The following is a 13,785-nucleotide window of genomic DNA, read 5'->3' as shown; positions in this document are numbered from 1 at the left end:
CTAGATAGGTCATACTTACTATGACTTGACCTATCTTTTTTATCTTAAATCCTCAAATCCCCATCTACTCATACTTCCCATATCTTTTGTCGCCCCGTCAGGATTACTCTGGTGATCGAGCGGAGCGCATATCATTTTGCGCTTTGGTATAATTAACAAAAGACTAATTTGATAGGTCGCTATGACTGGATTTGTGGGTTTACACGTTCATACTGAATATAGTCTGCTAGATGGGGCAAGCCAAATTCCTAATCTAGTGAGCCGTGCCGTTGAGCTAGGGATGCCAGCGATCGCCTTGACCGATCACGGAGTCATGTACGGAGCGATCGAGTTGATTAAAACCTGCAAATCTAAGGGAATTAAGCCAATCATTGGCAATGAAATGTATGTATTGAATGGGGATATTACTGTCCAATATAAGAGAGAAGACAAGAAAAGAAAATATCATCAATGCGTTCTCGCTAAGGATACACAGGGATATCGCAATTTAGTTAAACTAACCACTATTTCTCATTTACAAGGTTTTCAAGGCAAAGGTATTTTTGCACGTCCTTGCATTAATAAAGATTACCTGCTGCAATATAAAGAAGGTTTGATGGTAACATCGGGCTGTCTTGCGGGAGAAGTGCCACAGGCGATCATGAATGGCGATCGCGAAGAAGCGCGGCGGGTTGCAACTTGGTATAAAGAACATTTTGGCGATGATTATTATTTAGAAATTCAGGATCATGGCTATCCTGAAGATCGCATAGTCAATGTAGAGATCTTCAACATAGCAAGGGAATTGGATATTCGCGTCATCGCCACCAATGATTCTCACTTCACCTCCTGCTCTGATGTGGAAGCTCATGACGCGCTACTCTGTATTCAAACTGGAAAGCTGATTTCTGATGAGAAAAGACTCCGTTATAGCGGAATGGAATATCTCAAATCCTATGAAGAGATGAAGCAGCTATTTCGCGATCATTTAGAAGATGATTTAATTGAAGAGGCACTTGCCAACACTCTCCACGCCGCCAATAAGGTCAAGCCCTACGACCTCATGCGCGATCCCCGTGCTGCTGACTATCCAATCCCTGAAGGACATACTGCGGACACTTATTTTGAAGAGGTCACATGGCAAGGCTTATTGCAAAGATTTAATGCGAAAACCCATGCAGAGATTTCTGCCGAATATCAAGAACGCTTGCGCTTTGAATTGGGGATTATCATGCAAATGGGCTTTGCGACTTATTTTCTCGTAGTTTGGGACTATATTAAATATGCCAGAGACAAAAAGATTCCCGTTGGACCTGGGCGTGGCAGTGCCGCAGGTTCGCTAGTCGCTTATTCCCTCGGTATCACCAATATCGACCCGATCCATCATGGTCTTCTCTTTGAAAGATTCCTCAATCCTGAACGAAAGTCAATGCCTGATATTGATACCGACTTCTGTATCGATCACCGTAGCGAATTGATTGATTATGTGACTCAACGCTATGGACAGGAACGAGTCGCGCAGATTGTGACTTTTAACCGTCTGACATCCAAAGCGGTTCTCAAAGACGTGGCAAGGGTGCTAGATGTGTCCTACAGCGAATCCGACAAGATGGCGAAAATGATTCCTGTTTCCCGTGGCAAACCTGCGAAATTGAAGGTGATGATTTCCGAAGAGTCGCCAGCCCCAGACTTTCGCGATCGCTATAAGCAAGATCCTAAGGTCTATGAATGGCTAGATATGGCAATGCGAATCGAAGGCGTGAACAAAAGTTCGGGCGTTCATGCGGCAGGGGTGGTGATTTCGCCTTTTCCATTGGATGAAGTTGTGCCATTGCAGCGCAGCAATGAAGGTCAGGTGGTCACCCAATACACAATGGAAGATTTAGAATCTCTAGGTCTATTAAAAATGGACTTCTTGGGATTACGGAACTTAACTACGATTGAGCATACGAGTAAACTAATTCGCGACAATCAAGATCCCAATTTTCATATTGATGCGATCGCCCCCGATATGTCTACAGATGCCAATCAAAAGACCTATAAGCTGTTGGAAAAAGGCGATCTCGAAGGGGTATTCCAATTAGAATCGTCAGGGATGAAGCAGATCGTAAAGGATCTCAAACCTTCCAATATTGAAGATATTTCTTCAATTCTAGCGCTCTATCGTCCAGGTCCTTTGGATGCGGGGCTAATTCCTAAGTTCATCAATCGTAAACATGGTCGAGAAGCGATCGAGTATCAGCATCACACTCTAGAACCAATTTTAAACAATACCTATGGTGTGTTATGTCTTGCTAAAGGAACTTTAATCGCTAGACCAGATGGCACAAGTACAACAATTGAGAATATTCGTAAAGGCGATCTAATACTCTCATCCGATGGTAAGCGCGTGTGGTCAGCAAAGGTTGCGAAACAGTGGGAAAGCGGCATTAAATCGATTGTTAAAATCATGCTCTCGACTGGTACAGAAATTTTCTGCACGCCAGAGCATCGTTTTCTCACACCACAAGGCGATCGCTTTGCCTATGAATTACAGCCTCTAACTGAGACAGAAGATAATATCACTTATGGATCAATACTTTTCCAGTTAGAGACTAATTCTTTAAATGAAGTAATTCCCGTATTTGTAGTATCTGTTGAAGATTGGGGAACATCTGAATGCTTTGATATTGAAATGGCAGATCAAGATTCTCCCTATTTCCTTGCCAATGGAGTTGTCACCCATAACTGTTATCAAGAGCAGATCATGAAAATGGCGCAGGATCTAGCAGGATATTCCCTTGGTGCGGCGGACTTATTGCGGCGGGCGATGGGGAAAAAGAAACCCGAAGAAATGGAAAAGCAGCGTTCTATTTTTCTTGATGGTTGTGCTAAGAATGGCATTAGAAAAGAAATTTCCAATGATCTCTTTGATCAGATGGTTATCTTCGCGGAATATTGTCTCAGTTACGATACATTAGTGAGAACTGTCGAATATGGCTTAATGCCTATCGGTAAAATCGTTGAGTATCAAATCGAATGTCAGGTTTATAGTGTTGATGAGAATGGCTTTGTCTATACTCAACCGATCGCCCAGTGGCACGACCGCGGTAATCAAGAAGTCTTTGAGTATGAGTTAGAAAATGGCGATCGCATCAAAGCTACGAAGGATCATAAGTTCATGACCACTGATGGTGAGATGCTGGCGATCGATGAGATTTTTGAGCATGGGTTAGATTTGGCTGTAGCAAAACAAACTTGGTAATTGCTCAACCTAGAAAAACCAAAGAAAAAAAGGTCGAAAAGTGGTAAAATGACAGGATGAAAGAACTTCCCAATCTCAAGGAGCTAATAGAAGAGGCGAAGGAAGCATTGATAGTAAAACTATGGAAAAAAATACAGAAAAAAAATACAAAAGTTAGAGAAACAGTTAGAAAAGAAACCAAAGAAAACGTCAAAAAACTCCAGCCTACCACCAGCGCGAGGATTTAAAGCTCAAATAAAAAGTGAAGAGAAAGGGAATGACCAGCAGCGAGCTAGTAGCATAGGGAGAGAAGGAGGAGGTTGTCCGTTGAGTGAAGCTCCAGACCAAATCATCAAAGCAACCGTAAAAAGTTGTGCAGAATGCGGCAAAGAGAGCGCAGGGTCAATGCAAATATTAATGGAAAGGTATGACAAAATCGGCGAACCTGACCAGCAAATAGAACTAGCCAAAGCATCGGGATGGGGAACCCTCGCCGATATCTGGGTGGGAGCGAACCATCAGGGGAACACATGGCAGTACCGATGATAGACCAATTCTTGACTTTTCAACGAGCATAGCGATTTCCCAACAATTAATCGCAGGAATGCCAATCAAGTCGGCGCTATTAATGGCTTCAAGTGCTTTCACGGAAAGTTTGTTAGACTCATTCATCCACCAAAGCCAAGCATGAGTATCGAGGATAATCACTGTTCAGCTTCCCATAATAAATCTATTGGAGAAATAATATCGTTCTCAAATACGATGCTGCCTTTGAGTGGGTTGATATTTTCTGAGAGACTATGATTTACAGTATGGGGAATGGGTTTACTGAATGCCAAGATAATGCGATGCAATATTTCTAGTTGGGTGTCGTCTATGGTATCAATAGCTGTTTTTAAGGTTTCTCGACTAATCATGAGTTTAACCAAGGTAAGAATTTGTTGTTGATGGTTATTTTAGCAAAAAGGAAATAGCTGTGTAAATTTGGTGTTTATAGGGCGATCGCTAATCTCTCAACAAAAAAGGCGATCGCTCTTTGCAGCCAGACTGTAATGACAGATAGTTGGCGATCGCCTAGTCCAGTGATGCCACCAATAATTGCAAAAAATAGCCTATCTTCAAATATTTTTTGCTATAGTGAGACAAATCAAGGCTTTAGCTAAACTTAAAATATATGCTTACAACCTTTACAGCAAATTATACAAAGATTGACTCAGGCTATATGGGGCAACTCATTGAATGGCAAGAGGTAATAACTGAGGGTGAAACTCTCGAACTTTGTCGCGCATCTTTGCAAGATGCTTTAAAGGAAATGATTGCTGCATATAAGCAACAAAATAAAGAGATTCCTTCTAGTAAAGCTTTAATTGAGCAGATTCCTATTGAGGTAACAAAATGAAAGATCAATTAATTGTAAAAGATCCTGAAATTCTCTCTGGAATACCTGTATTTAAGGGAACTAGAGTTCCTGTAAAGAATTTGGTTGATTATCTTGAAGCAGGAGACTCTCTGGAAGAATTTTTAGATGACTTTCCAACTGTGCAGAAAGAAAAAGTGGTGAAGTTCTTAAATCTGTCAATCAAATATTATTTGGCACATGATTATGAAAGTGCTGCTTGATGAGTGCTTGCCCAAAAAGCTGAAACGAGAAATATCTGATGGATATACTATCGTGACCGTGCCAGAGCAAGGATGGGCAAGCAAAAAGAACGGTGAATTACTAAGGCTTGCGGCGAGTGAATTTGATGTGTTTATTACGATTGATAATAATCTGTCAGCACAACAAAACCTCACTAAAATTCTTTGTCCTAAATCAGTGAATTTTCTTCATAGGTTTGAAAATCTACAGGGGCAATAATATCAATATTCTCGAATCGGGCGATCGCTAACAAATCTTTATCTCCCGTAACGATACATTGAGCTTTACCTGTTAAAGCTGTTGCCAAAATCCAATCATCATCAATATCTCGACATACTTGCTGCTCTAATGGAGATGGGATAACTATTGCCATCTTTGAGCGAAATATTGATAAAGCTTCATTTATATCTTCTATCTCATACTTGAATTTCTTTTGGAGCTTTTCTGCGAGTTCATCCAGTATAAATTTGGAGGAAATAATTTCATGAACTTTGAGAGAATTTTCTACAAGTGCATAACATTTGCCTCTAGAAATCAGTGATGCTATTAAGACATTGGTATCAAGGACTATTCTCATGACACCATTTCAAAGATATCTTCGTCAGTAAATCCGCCTTGCAGATCCGCTTGTTTAAGCATTTTTTCGCGTAATGTTTGCAACCTACGCACTAAAAGATACTCGCGAACTGCGCGTTCGATAAGTTCGATAGATGAGATTGCTTCAATCTGCGATCGCGCTTCGAGTGAATCTCTGACATCGGCTGGCAGGTTTAGAGTGATGGCTTCTTTCATAGAAGTTAAAAGCATTGGTTGTCTTTATTTTAGCAAAAAGTAATTTTTTTATAAATGTAGGGGTAGAACATTTGCGACGATATTCATAAATTATCACCGAAATGTCTATACACAAATGCTCTACCCTTTTCGCTGTTACCGATCGCCTATCCCTGCGGTTTGGGGATTGTTGATGATTTGCGAAGGTTTAGGGCAGAGCATTACCGATTTAAATGGATCTTAAAATTTATATATGGTTGCAGTAATGCTCTGCCCCTACAGCATGATCGCCAATCTCTTCACAAAAATCGCGATCGCCCTATCGAAATCCATCCAAATTGGCGAACCTGACCATCAAATAGAACTAGTCAAAGCATCGGGGTGGGGAACCCTCACCGATATCTGGGTGGGAGCGAACCATCAAGGAAACATATGGCAGTACCGATGCTATGAAAGACTTTGCCAACTGCTCACAACCGCCGAAATCCAAGCCGCCAAATCAGCCACTGCCACCGCATACCAAACCAGTTTTGAAGTCATTCGTGCAGCTTTGACAAGAGCGATCGCGAACTAGCGAGACTAATTATCTTGAAACAACTAAATTGGTTTCGCTAGGATTGAATAGTTGACGTTTAGAGGCATTTAAGAACTCAATGCTAACGGGTTCTTGGGCTTCGTTGTAGCTAACAATTACGCCGCCTTGCTCGGATATGGCATCGTATGGCAAATCATCTTGCAAGATGAAAATGAGAATATCTGCTTCTGCATCGTATTTAACTTTCATGGTTGTTTTCCTGCCAATAGCGCTTTACACAGATTACAATTTTCGTTATTTTTGGGAAACTACTGAGGTTGATGTAGCTTGTTGCTTGTAACAAAGAAATTCAGTGAAGTCTTTAACTTGCAGAATTGATTCTTCTGGAAGTAGTTCTAGTAATGCTAAAAGCTGCTGCCTTACTTTCTCTTTGTCGCTTTGTTGATGAGCATTTATTGAATTTATTTGGTGAGGATAGAGCGTTTCTACATCTAGGGTGTCACGAAATGATTCGGGATCGTCTTGGGATGCTTCGATCATTTCGCCTTCAGTGGTGAACTTTAGCCATCCACCAAATAGTTCGACTAGGTAGGCTTCACCATCTTTAAATATTTCTACGATCGCACCATCAGTTCCTTGTGGGGCAATTCCACCAGAGTGAAGCTGAATGTCTTGATTTAAGGTGACGGAATCAAACATTTGAAATTTACTCATGTTTTTGCCTCCTGCTGCGTTGTGGTACTGCTGTTACAAATCTAGCAATGTTTTCGCCTTTCAGCACAATCCAAGCGGTGAGGATTTCCCTTGATTGCTCTCGCTGATCGGTTAGCGAAACAATTGCTGTATACCTATCTCCATAAGTATCTTGACGCTGAAATACTAAGTCTTGTGGTGTAACTTTTTGCAAAATTGTGTCACGGATCGATTCAGCGCTGTCATATCCCATTATGTTTTGCCAAAATTGACTTTTATCACCGCCTTTACCTTGTTCGCCGCTATAGCTAAGCAGATATTGTGCTTTGGCAAGTGGGAATTCGAGGCGATCAATCATGATTAGAGAGAAAAGTTTATTTTGGTGGAGATTCTAGCAAAAAAGCAATTTATTATGACGGTTTAGCATTTCATTTATAGCTGCATCGCTAATCTCTCCACAAAAATTGCGATCAGACAAATGCTTAATCCTATTTTCTGTGGTCAATGAATTATTCCTCCGTCGTTTAGAATTTATAAATCTTTACGTTGAAAAAGTTCCCAACCTCCCCACCAAGATTGATGCATATGTTCTAGGTAATACCACCATCCAAAACTAGCCAGAGGGAGACTGCCCGCAAGAGTATTTTGTGCATTTTTAGTGTCAGTCATAAACTCATCATATGTCTTCCATCTGTTCTTTTTACGACTAAAGAACTTGTTGGGATAGTACCAACCGACTTTTATGCCAAAATCCACCAAATTTCTAAAATTTCCAATGTCTCCACCACAACCTAGCCATATTTTTTTCTGTATGCTAAATCCAAATTTGCCATCACTATAATGTATCCATAATTGATCAATTTTCTTCAAGTCTTCACAAGGAAATACTCCAATATAATCAGAAGAATAGTAAGTCTTAGATGAATATGAGCTTCTACGAGATTTCAATTTTGGCATAAGCTTAGTAGTTAGTTCATCAGCTTTACGCCATTCCTTTGCTTTTAGTAGTTGCTCTAATCTTCTATAATCATCGTCTTTGTTATACCAACCTATTAATGATTGAAATGCTGGATGTGAGAAAAGATCATAAACAACTTCATCCCAGTTCCAAGGTGAAGTTTCGTGAGAAAACAGAATAATAGTAGGAAGACCTGCTGGAAAAAGGTTTGGCTTTTTTTTAATTCTATCTATGAACTCATCATATTCAATCCATTCATTAATTTGCTTGTTATACCAACCTATTCTTGTACCAAACTCCTTGAAAATGTCATCATCATATTTACCAATCTTACCGCCGCAATCTAGCCATATTTTTCTCTGGATACTAAACCCAAACCTAGAATTACTATAATGTACCCATAGCTTGTCTATTGTCTGTAAATCTTCACAAGGAAAAGCAACAATATCATCTGTATTTAGGCTGAGTGAGTCTTCCTGATTTGCCACCTTGAGCATTAGAGAACTTGTTAGTTCATCCGCTTCATACCATTTCTTTTCCTTTAATAGATTTTCTAATTCCTTATAATCAATCCCTTTCGCTGATCGCAATTCAATAGGCAATTTAGATAAACTCTGATTTGAAAAAGCATTATTAGAAATTTCTGTTTGTTGAGTTGAACTAGTGTGAGTAATTAACACTCGATGTTCTGCTTTTAACTCATCAGCCTTAAAACTATAGACACCTGAATTGTTAACAGGATTAGACACTTTTTTGCCAATTCCCAGATCTAGCAAAATCTCCGTAACCGAATTGGGGCGTTCCTTTACCCTGTAAGCAGTCAACCGATCCAGCAACTTCCCAAACTTATCGCTAACCATCTTCCCATTCAAAAACTGTCGCCATTGATATTCATTTTCCAAAACGTCATAGAGCGTAAACGGTTCCACATTCGTGAGTAAATGTAAACAAGTCACCCCCAACCCAAACAAATCGCTTTGAAACACCGACTTACCCAACATTTGCTCAGGAGCGCCATAACTCGGCTTCCCGATGCCTGTCCCCGTCTTTGCCAATAACGTCGCCGTTGCGTGCTTTGCTGCCCCAAAATCTACCAGCACCAACTTTTTGTCGCTACGTCGCCGAATGATATTGTCTGGCGAAATATCGCGATGAATTACTGACTTGCTATGCACAAACTCCAAGATTTGCAGCACCTCCACCAACACATCCCGCACCTGCTGCTCACTAAAAGCACCAACCCGCGCTAGTTCCTGCTCCAAAGTCTCACCATCGATAAACTCTTGGATGAGGTACTGCTTGCCCTCATGAATTGTAAAAGATAGAAGTTCAGGAATTTGCGGATGCTTACCCAAATCATCAAGCCGCTTTGCCTCCTGCTCAAACAACCTGATTGCGACATCCAAAGTCCCTTGACTCGCATTAGGATTGATCGTTTCAAAAGCAAATTGCTTAATCACACAACGCGGCTGTGATGGCTTCGACTCATCCTGAGCCAAGAAAGTCTTACCAAATCCACCTTGACCGATTACCTTCAAAGCGCGGTAACGGTCTTGGATTTGGAGCTTTGCGCCGCATTCGGTGCAGAACTTGAGGGTTAGAGGGTTAGCGCGATCGCAAGCAAGACAAAGGCAGTTACTCATGCGAGATAAATCTTAAAAAATTAAGCTTTGATGATCTAGTTATAGCCTAATGTGAGCAAATCTTAGCAACATGATGATTTTATAGGTGATCTTGTGGATGATATCGGGCGATCGCCTATTCTGGCAAAAATTCTTGATCAAGCACCTGCTCAGAAGTAAAAGGGCAAATATCAGGGAAATGAGTCAAAGGTAATCTTGTTTCAATTTTGGCTTGTTTCCTTGCATTTCGATAGCATTTATCAAATACTTGCAAATAATATCTTTTCAAACTAGGACTAGCTTCAAAGCGTTCATCAATGCGCCGACGATGTTCGGCGATACTTTTTTCCCAACTTCTGGTGCGTTTATTGGGTTGATATTGCCATTTCAGCAAATGTAGTAAAACCACCACTAAATCACTACTTAAAGCGAGCTTGTTACTAATTCCCATTGACTCCACTTCTTCAAGTAAATTCACCACATCTAACTCTGTTAATCTGCCCTCACGCAATAGCTGGGCTGTTGCCTCCACCCATAAGTTAAAATCGCATTCATAGAGATTGGGAAGTGCATCAAGGGAATTATTAGTGGAATTATTAGCGATCGCTATTTCGTGGATATCCTCTGTCTCTAAGTAAGCCTGTGTCATCAGCTTTTCCTCAAAGTTTTATTCGCAACTAATCTTTAAAGTAACATAATCAGCAATGATAACGATTGGCTAAAGCCACAACAAAGCCAGTAATTACTTTAGTCATGTTAAGACATAGATTGATTATTCTAGGCAAAATAGTCTCTACCCGCACTCACGTTAAAATGACATAAATAATACATGAAAAATATCCGATTATCTATTAGCTATACCATAACAGCGATCGCCACATCTCTACTAGTGCTAGTTGAGCAGGCACAACCAGAAACCTATATTAACCAGCGTCAATGCCCCCCTGACTTTCCGAGCCTGAGTCAAGCCCTTGCCAAGGGGTTGCCCGACTACCTCAATCGCAGTTATCAACGTCTAAGGTTGCGTCGTGAAGTAATCGCCATCAGTCAGCCTGAATTAGAACCATTACCGATTGCCCCTGATCAACCACGCGATCGCCTACCACAGCAGGTCTTTCTATCGGTTGTAGAAAAGGAAACAGGCAAGATCACACAATCGCAACGCGCCTATTGGTTATTTCTTGTACCAACTAGCCGTGGTTGGCGGTTCGCAATGGCTTTTATGCGAACAGGTCAAGCACCACCTGTCGATGTCAGTGAAGCAGCGATCGCTGAAGCCACCAATAAATGGCTCCGCGATTACTGCGATCCTCGCTATCAAAAATAATAATGAAACACATTCACTATGCTTTTCTGGCAACCACAGTGCGATGGCGGGGGCTATTGGCGGTGATTTGAGGCGGCTCAAAACCAGCTTGCACTAATTCTGAAGCAAGATCGAAGGCAAAATATTGATCGAGAAAGGGTTCCGTACTCTTGAGCAGGGTTAGGATGTAAGGCGGCATTTTTCGATAGATATCCGAATAGGGGTTCATGTCCATCATGGCAAAGTGACCGTTGGGGCGCAGCAAGCGATGAATTTCCCGCAGGATTTTACGGCTAGCATCTTGGGGCAGTTCATGAAACAACAAGAAACAGGAAATCAAATCAAAGGACTGATCGGCTAAGCCCGAATTTTCGGCGGCGGCATGGAGCCATTGCACCTGTCCGTTGTTGTTTAGTTCAGGATGTTTGGTGCGGGTGTTGAGATTAGCGATCGCTAAGAAATGTGGGGATAAGTCTAAGCCCGTGATTTTAGCTTGGGGATATTGCTGGAACAGGGCAAAGGTACTCATACCCACGCTGCAACCGATATCAAGAATATCTTGGGGAGAATTAGGAATTTGTGCCTTCACGATGTCGAGATAGCTTTGGCGCAGTCTGGCATCGCCCTTGACGGGTGGTTGATCATCAGTCCAAATGCGGGAATGGACAGCATAGGCTGCCACTTCCACTTCGGTGGCGGGGAGCCAACCAAGATTGCCTTCGGTATAAGCGTGGAAGGGTTTGAGGTAATATTCTGGATACTTTAAATCTGGATTTTGGACTTTCGTTAATTCATGGTCAAGATCCTGTTTTTGCAGATCCGATGCAATCTGTAACCAATTTACGCCCATTGATTCTGCCCGTTCGATCATCATTTTACGAGCGCGTTGTTTGGCAATATTAAATAAAGGGGCGATCGCTAAAATACTATTGACCAAACGCGAGGCTAGTCCAATTTTGGGGAGGGATGTGGAAGTGGTAACGGTCATAAATAACTTAAAAATAACTTAAAAATGTAACTTGTATAACTTGTAAAGCTTTAGAATAGCAATCTCAATTTGTTATTCTAAGATTTTACGCACTTTCACTGCGATCGCAGGGTTGCCACTGTAAATTGTCATCGGTTCTAGCGATCGCGTAGCGACACTACCTAATCCCAAAACTGCCCCTGCCCCCACACGCACCCCTGCGGCGACAGTCGCCCTAGCCGCGATCCAACTGCCTGTTTCTAAATAAATAGGCGCAGTGCGTAACCCAAAATCGAGATCGCCCCAGTCATGGTTGCCAGTGCAAAGATAGACCGACTGAGAAATGCAGCAATGGCTCTCAATGGTGATCAAATCCAGATTATCCAACCAAGCATCCTCACCGATCCACACAAAATCGCCAATTATTAAGCGCCAAGGAAATTTCACCCGCACCCCCGTTTTAATCCGCACGCCTTGACCAATCTTTGCGCCAAACGAGCGCAGCACCCATACTTTTAACCCTGAGAAAGGGATTAGGTAACTGCGGACTAGGGGCGCACCGAGAAAATACCAGAGCAACTGTTTCCAGAGAGCCGCGCCAATGGTGTATTTGCCTATGCTGTAGCGATCAAGACGCACAATAGTTCCTTGGGGTTGGTAAATGGTTGGGACTCACGCAAAATAAAAATTGGTTTTATATTGGTTTTATTATGAGAATTGCTGGTATACAATAATATAGCTTTTCTTATGGTCGAGTTTTTCTATGCTGGTCTGGGTATTGCTGTTTAACGCGAACACCGATAATGAAGGGATCTACACTCTAGAAATCGAAGGGAATAATATCATCATCGCCTTTGAGCAGGAGGATGATGCCATTCGCTATGCAGGTTTATTGGAGGCGCAGGATTTTTTGTCGCCCACCGTTGAAAGCATTGACCGTCAAGATTTAGAAGAGTTTTGCCAAGATGCTCATTACGATCTCAATATCGTGCCGACCGATGCACTGTTAGTTCCCCCCGAAAAAAATGTGGACAGAACTGATTGGGAGCGGGAACGAGATGGCGATAAACTCCCCTTAGATTATGAATCGGAAGTCGAAGATCCCGTAATTGCCATGATGCGCCGCCGCTTTGAAAATTTGTTGTAGCGTCAATCTTATACATCACGACGAAGTTGCGATGTACAGGATTGGCTTGGCAGGACTTTTAAATAGGTGCATATCATATATAGGTACAAATTATGGCAGATCTACCTTCTAGCGCTTTGCCTTCACAAACCCTAGGCAGCGAAATTAGCAAAATTATTAAGTTTGACGCAGCGATCGCCGATGAAGGCTGGTACAACTATCCCGTGCGTGTCTATCCTCACCATACCGACTATTCGGGTGTAGTCTGGCATGGGGCTTACTTAACTTGGATGGAGGAGGCGCGGGTGGAATGCTTGCGATCGGTGGGTATGAGTTTTGAAGAATTGGTATCGGCGGGTGTGGATCTACCCGTGGCGGAAATGAATTTGCGCTATCATCGTTCCGCCAGAATGGGCGATGATTTGCTAATTATGACCAAATTAGTACCTGATAAGGTGCGCTTAAATTGGCAATATCAAATTCGTACCGAGAAAGATCTATGTGTAACCGCAGTAGTGACCCTTGTGCCTGTAGATTTTGAAAAGCGTAAGCTATTGCGATCGCTGCCTAGCTCTCTCGAAGGGGCGATCACCAAACTCACAGGAATTTAGAAAAATTATTGGCGATCGCAAAGATAAATAATAATTAAGCGATCGCTTTATATCTAGACATTAGGTGGGATAAAAACGTAAAATTTAACTAATTGATTGAGATGCGATCACATCTAAACCAGAAGTGTTGAATCAGACATGAGGTTATCCTAAAGATGGACACACTACTCCTGCAAAAAGCGTGATTTCAGCTTAATATCACTATCTTTCTAAACCAATGTACATAACTGATATTCTCACTCATGAATGCTTGCAAATACCTCAGTTTATCTAACATCTTACAGCCAAACTCTTTTGGTATCTCTACTAGCTCTAATAAAACATACGCTATTAAGCAAGTGTAGATTTGGATCGT

21 protein-coding genes and 1 pseudogene are annotated in these 13,785 nt (G+C 41.7%); 10 read left to right on the top strand and 12 right to left on the bottom strand.

What is annotated here, in order from left to right:
- Window positions 1–181: 181 nt before the first annotated feature.
- From dnaE to H6F44_RS19925, 3 genes are all read left to right on the top strand, one after another.
- Window positions 182–3,223 carry a DNA polymerase III subunit alpha gene (gene dnaE, locus H6F44_RS19935; protein ID WP_190352814.1) on the top strand — a complete coding sequence of 1,014 codons (3,042 nt, stop codon included), beginning with the start codon at window positions 182–184 and terminating at the stop codon, window positions 3,221–3,223.
- Between the two features lie 56 nt (window positions 3,224–3,279).
- Window positions 3,280–3,450, top strand: coding sequence for a hypothetical protein (locus H6F44_RS19930; protein WP_190352813.1), 171 nt, complete (start codon window positions 3,280–3,282; stop codon window positions 3,448–3,450).
- A gap of 79 nt (window positions 3,451–3,529) precedes the next feature.
- A complete protein-coding gene (locus tag H6F44_RS19925; RefSeq protein WP_190352816.1) occupies window positions 3,530–3,748 on the top strand; it encodes a hypothetical protein in 219 nt (72 codons plus the stop codon).
- Here the strand turns inward: H6F44_RS19925 and H6F44_RS23830 are convergent.
- On the bottom strand, window positions 3,665–3,910 hold the full coding sequence (locus tag H6F44_RS23830; protein ID WP_190352811.1) for a PIN domain-containing protein: 246 nt from the start codon (window positions 3,908–3,910) through the stop codon (window positions 3,665–3,667). The two genes, H6F44_RS19925 and H6F44_RS23830, sit on opposite strands and share 84 nt — an antisense overlap.
- Window positions 3,907–4,119: a hypothetical protein gene (locus tag H6F44_RS19915; RefSeq protein WP_190352809.1), complete on the bottom strand. Its 213-nt coding sequence runs from the start codon at window positions 4,117–4,119 to the stop codon at window positions 3,907–3,909. The genes H6F44_RS23830 and H6F44_RS19915 overlap by 4 nt, the downstream gene beginning before the upstream one ends.
- A 257-nt stretch (window positions 4,120–4,376) precedes the next feature.
- Here H6F44_RS19915 and H6F44_RS19910 point away from each other — a divergent pair, with 257 nt between their 5' ends.
- Genes H6F44_RS19910 through H6F44_RS19900 form a run of 3 tightly spaced genes read left to right on the top strand, consistent with a single transcriptional unit; the run spans window position 4,377 to window position 5,060 of the window.
- Window positions 4,377–4,601 (top strand): type II toxin-antitoxin system HicB family antitoxin, encoded by a 225-nt coding sequence (locus tag H6F44_RS19910; RefSeq protein WP_190352807.1) that lies wholly within the window; start codon window positions 4,377–4,379, stop codon window positions 4,599–4,601.
- Complete coding sequence (locus H6F44_RS19905) at window positions 4,598–4,822, top strand: DUF433 domain-containing protein (RefSeq protein ID WP_190352805.1); 225 nt, start codon at window positions 4,598–4,600, stop codon at window positions 4,820–4,822. Before H6F44_RS19910 ends, H6F44_RS19905 begins: the two co-directional genes overlap by 4 nt.
- The gene (locus H6F44_RS19900) at window positions 4,806–5,060 is read left to right on the top strand and encodes a DUF5615 family PIN-like protein (RefSeq protein ID WP_190352803.1); all 255 of its coding nucleotides are present in this window, start codon (window positions 4,806–4,808) and stop codon (window positions 5,058–5,060) included. Before H6F44_RS19905 ends, H6F44_RS19900 begins: the two co-directional genes overlap by 17 nt.
- On the opposite strand, the gene H6F44_RS19895 is transcribed toward H6F44_RS19900, so the two are convergent.
- Together H6F44_RS19895 and H6F44_RS19890 are read right to left on the bottom strand one after the other, a co-directional pair.
- On the bottom strand, window positions 5,011–5,418 hold the full coding sequence (locus tag H6F44_RS19895; RefSeq protein ID WP_190352802.1) for a putative toxin-antitoxin system toxin component, PIN family: 408 nt from the start codon (window positions 5,416–5,418) through the stop codon (window positions 5,011–5,013). The genes H6F44_RS19900 and H6F44_RS19895 overlap by 50 nt on opposite strands.
- On the bottom strand, window positions 5,415–5,633 hold the full coding sequence (locus H6F44_RS19890) for a hypothetical protein (RefSeq protein WP_190352800.1): 219 nt from the start codon (window positions 5,631–5,633) through the stop codon (window positions 5,415–5,417). Before H6F44_RS19890 ends, H6F44_RS19895 begins: the two co-directional genes overlap by 4 nt.
- 232 nt (window positions 5,634–5,865) lie before the next feature.
- On the opposite strand from H6F44_RS19890, the gene H6F44_RS19885 reads away from it, so the two are divergent.
- Complete coding sequence (locus H6F44_RS19885) at window positions 5,866–6,186, top strand: hypothetical protein (RefSeq protein WP_242016672.1); 321 nt, start codon at window positions 5,866–5,868, stop codon at window positions 6,184–6,186.
- 9 nt (window positions 6,187–6,195) lie between these two features.
- On the opposite strand, the gene H6F44_RS19880 is transcribed toward H6F44_RS19885, so the two are convergent.
- From H6F44_RS19880 to H6F44_RS19860, 5 genes are all read right to left on the bottom strand, one after another.
- Window positions 6,196–6,396, bottom strand: a complete 201-nt coding sequence (locus H6F44_RS19880) for a DUF2283 domain-containing protein (RefSeq protein WP_175356199.1) — start codon at window positions 6,394–6,396, stop codon at window positions 6,196–6,198.
- Between the two features lie 45 nt (window positions 6,397–6,441).
- Entirely contained in the window at window positions 6,442–6,861 is a 420-nt protein-coding gene (locus tag H6F44_RS19875; RefSeq protein ID WP_190352797.1) for a hypothetical protein, read from the bottom strand.
- Window positions 6,854–7,198 carry a DUF6883 domain-containing protein gene (locus tag H6F44_RS19870; protein ID WP_190352795.1) on the bottom strand — a complete coding sequence of 115 codons (345 nt, stop codon included), beginning with the start codon at window positions 7,196–7,198 and terminating at the stop codon, window positions 6,854–6,856. Before H6F44_RS19870 ends, H6F44_RS19875 begins: the two co-directional genes overlap by 8 nt.
- A gap of 173 nt (window positions 7,199–7,371) precedes the next feature.
- Entirely contained in the window at window positions 7,372–9,441 is a 2,070-nt protein-coding gene (locus H6F44_RS19865) for a serine/threonine-protein kinase (RefSeq protein ID WP_190352793.1), read from the bottom strand.
- 115 nt (window positions 9,442–9,556) lie between these two features.
- Entirely contained in the window at window positions 9,557–10,069 is a 513-nt protein-coding gene (locus H6F44_RS19860) for a DUF29 domain-containing protein (RefSeq protein ID WP_190352791.1), read from the bottom strand.
- A 180-nt stretch (window positions 10,070–10,249) separates the two neighbouring features.
- Here H6F44_RS19860 and H6F44_RS19855 point away from each other — a divergent pair, with 180 nt between their 5' ends.
- Window positions 10,250–10,747, top strand: a complete 498-nt coding sequence (locus H6F44_RS19855; protein ID WP_190352790.1) for a hypothetical protein — start codon at window positions 10,250–10,252, stop codon at window positions 10,745–10,747.
- Between the two features lie 16 nt (window positions 10,748–10,763).
- On the opposite strand, the gene H6F44_RS19850 is transcribed toward H6F44_RS19855, so the two are convergent.
- Complete coding sequence (locus H6F44_RS19850; protein ID WP_190352788.1) at window positions 10,764–11,714, bottom strand: class I SAM-dependent methyltransferase; 951 nt, start codon at window positions 11,712–11,714, stop codon at window positions 10,764–10,766.
- 72 nt (window positions 11,715–11,786) lie between these two features.
- Window positions 11,787–12,332, bottom strand: coding sequence for a WcaF family extracellular polysaccharide biosynthesis acetyltransferase (locus H6F44_RS19845; RefSeq protein ID WP_190352786.1), 546 nt, complete (start codon window positions 12,330–12,332; stop codon window positions 11,787–11,789).
- Window positions 12,333–12,456: 124 nt separating this feature from the next.
- Between H6F44_RS19845 and H6F44_RS19840 the strand changes: the two genes are divergently transcribed.
- Together H6F44_RS19840 and H6F44_RS19835 are read left to right on the top strand one after the other, a co-directional pair.
- Complete coding sequence (locus H6F44_RS19840) at window positions 12,457–12,840, top strand: DUF3110 domain-containing protein (RefSeq protein WP_190352783.1); 384 nt, start codon at window positions 12,457–12,459, stop codon at window positions 12,838–12,840.
- Window positions 12,841–12,932: 92 nt separating this feature from the next.
- On the top strand, window positions 12,933–13,430 hold the full coding sequence (locus tag H6F44_RS19835) for an acyl-CoA thioesterase (RefSeq protein WP_190352782.1): 498 nt from the start codon (window positions 12,933–12,935) through the stop codon (window positions 13,428–13,430).
- Between the two features lie 187 nt (window positions 13,431–13,617).
- On the opposite strand, the pseudogene H6F44_RS23300 reads toward H6F44_RS19835, so the two are convergent.
- Window positions 13,618–13,785 (bottom strand): annotated as a pseudogene (locus H6F44_RS23300) (IS4 family transposase); the annotation flags it as partial.

Origin of the sequence: Pseudanabaena cinerea FACHB-1277 (genome assembly GCF_014696345.1) — a bacterium.
GTDB classification, from domain to species: domain Bacteria; phylum Cyanobacteriota; class Cyanobacteriia; order Pseudanabaenales; family Pseudanabaenaceae; genus Pseudanabaena; species Pseudanabaena cinerea.
Note: the sequence above shows the minus strand (reverse complement) of the source record. Positions and strands in the feature narration are given on the sequence as shown.

Bases quoted from the DNA above. Each gene is read 5' to 3' on its own strand.
- H6F44_RS19910 (WP_190352807.1), top strand. From the start codon at position 4,377: ATGCTTACAACCTTTACAGCAAATTATACAAAGATTGACTCAGGCTAT.
- H6F44_RS19890 (WP_190352800.1), bottom strand. From the start codon at position 5,633: ATGAAAGAAGCCATCACTCTAAACCTGCCAGCCGATGTCAGAGATTCA.
- H6F44_RS19900 (WP_190352803.1), top strand. From the start codon at position 4,806: ATGAAAGTGCTGCTTGATGAGTGCTTGCCCAAAAAGCTGAAACGAGAA.
- H6F44_RS19860 (WP_190352791.1), bottom strand. From the start codon at position 10,069: ATGACACAGGCTTACTTAGAGACAGAGGATATCCACGAAATAGCGATC.
- H6F44_RS19870 (WP_190352795.1), bottom strand. From the start codon at position 7,198: ATGATTGATCGCCTCGAATTCCCACTTGCCAAAGCACAATATCTGCTT.
- H6F44_RS19875 (WP_190352797.1), bottom strand. From the start codon at position 6,861: ATGAGTAAATTTCAAATGTTTGATTCCGTCACCTTAAATCAAGACATT.
- H6F44_RS19930 (WP_190352813.1), top strand. From the start codon at position 3,280: ATGAAAGAACTTCCCAATCTCAAGGAGCTAATAGAAGAGGCGAAGGAA.
- H6F44_RS19895 (WP_190352802.1), bottom strand. From the start codon at position 5,418: ATGAGAATAGTCCTTGATACCAATGTCTTAATAGCATCACTGATTTCT.
- H6F44_RS19865 (WP_190352793.1), bottom strand. From the start codon at position 9,441: ATGAGTAACTGCCTTTGTCTTGCTTGCGATCGCGCTAACCCTCTAACC.
- H6F44_RS19880 (WP_175356199.1), bottom strand. From the start codon at position 6,396: ATGAAAGTTAAATACGATGCAGAAGCAGATATTCTCATTTTCATCTTG.
- dnaE (WP_190352814.1), top strand. From the start codon at position 182: ATGACTGGATTTGTGGGTTTACACGTTCATACTGAATATAGTCTGCTA.
- H6F44_RS19855 (WP_190352790.1), top strand. From the start codon at position 10,250: ATGAAAAATATCCGATTATCTATTAGCTATACCATAACAGCGATCGCC.
- H6F44_RS19850 (WP_190352788.1), bottom strand. From the start codon at position 11,714: ATGACCGTTACCACTTCCACATCCCTCCCCAAAATTGGACTAGCCTCG.
- H6F44_RS19915 (WP_190352809.1), bottom strand. From the start codon at position 4,119: ATGATTAGTCGAGAAACCTTAAAAACAGCTATTGATACCATAGACGAC.
- H6F44_RS19885 (WP_242016672.1), top strand. From the start codon at position 5,866: ATGGTTGCAGTAATGCTCTGCCCCTACAGCATGATCGCCAATCTCTTC.
- H6F44_RS19840 (WP_190352783.1), top strand. From the start codon at position 12,457: ATGCTGGTCTGGGTATTGCTGTTTAACGCGAACACCGATAATGAAGGG.
- H6F44_RS19835 (WP_190352782.1), top strand. From the start codon at position 12,933: ATGGCAGATCTACCTTCTAGCGCTTTGCCTTCACAAACCCTAGGCAGC.
- H6F44_RS19905 (WP_190352805.1), top strand. From the start codon at position 4,598: ATGAAAGATCAATTAATTGTAAAAGATCCTGAAATTCTCTCTGGAATA.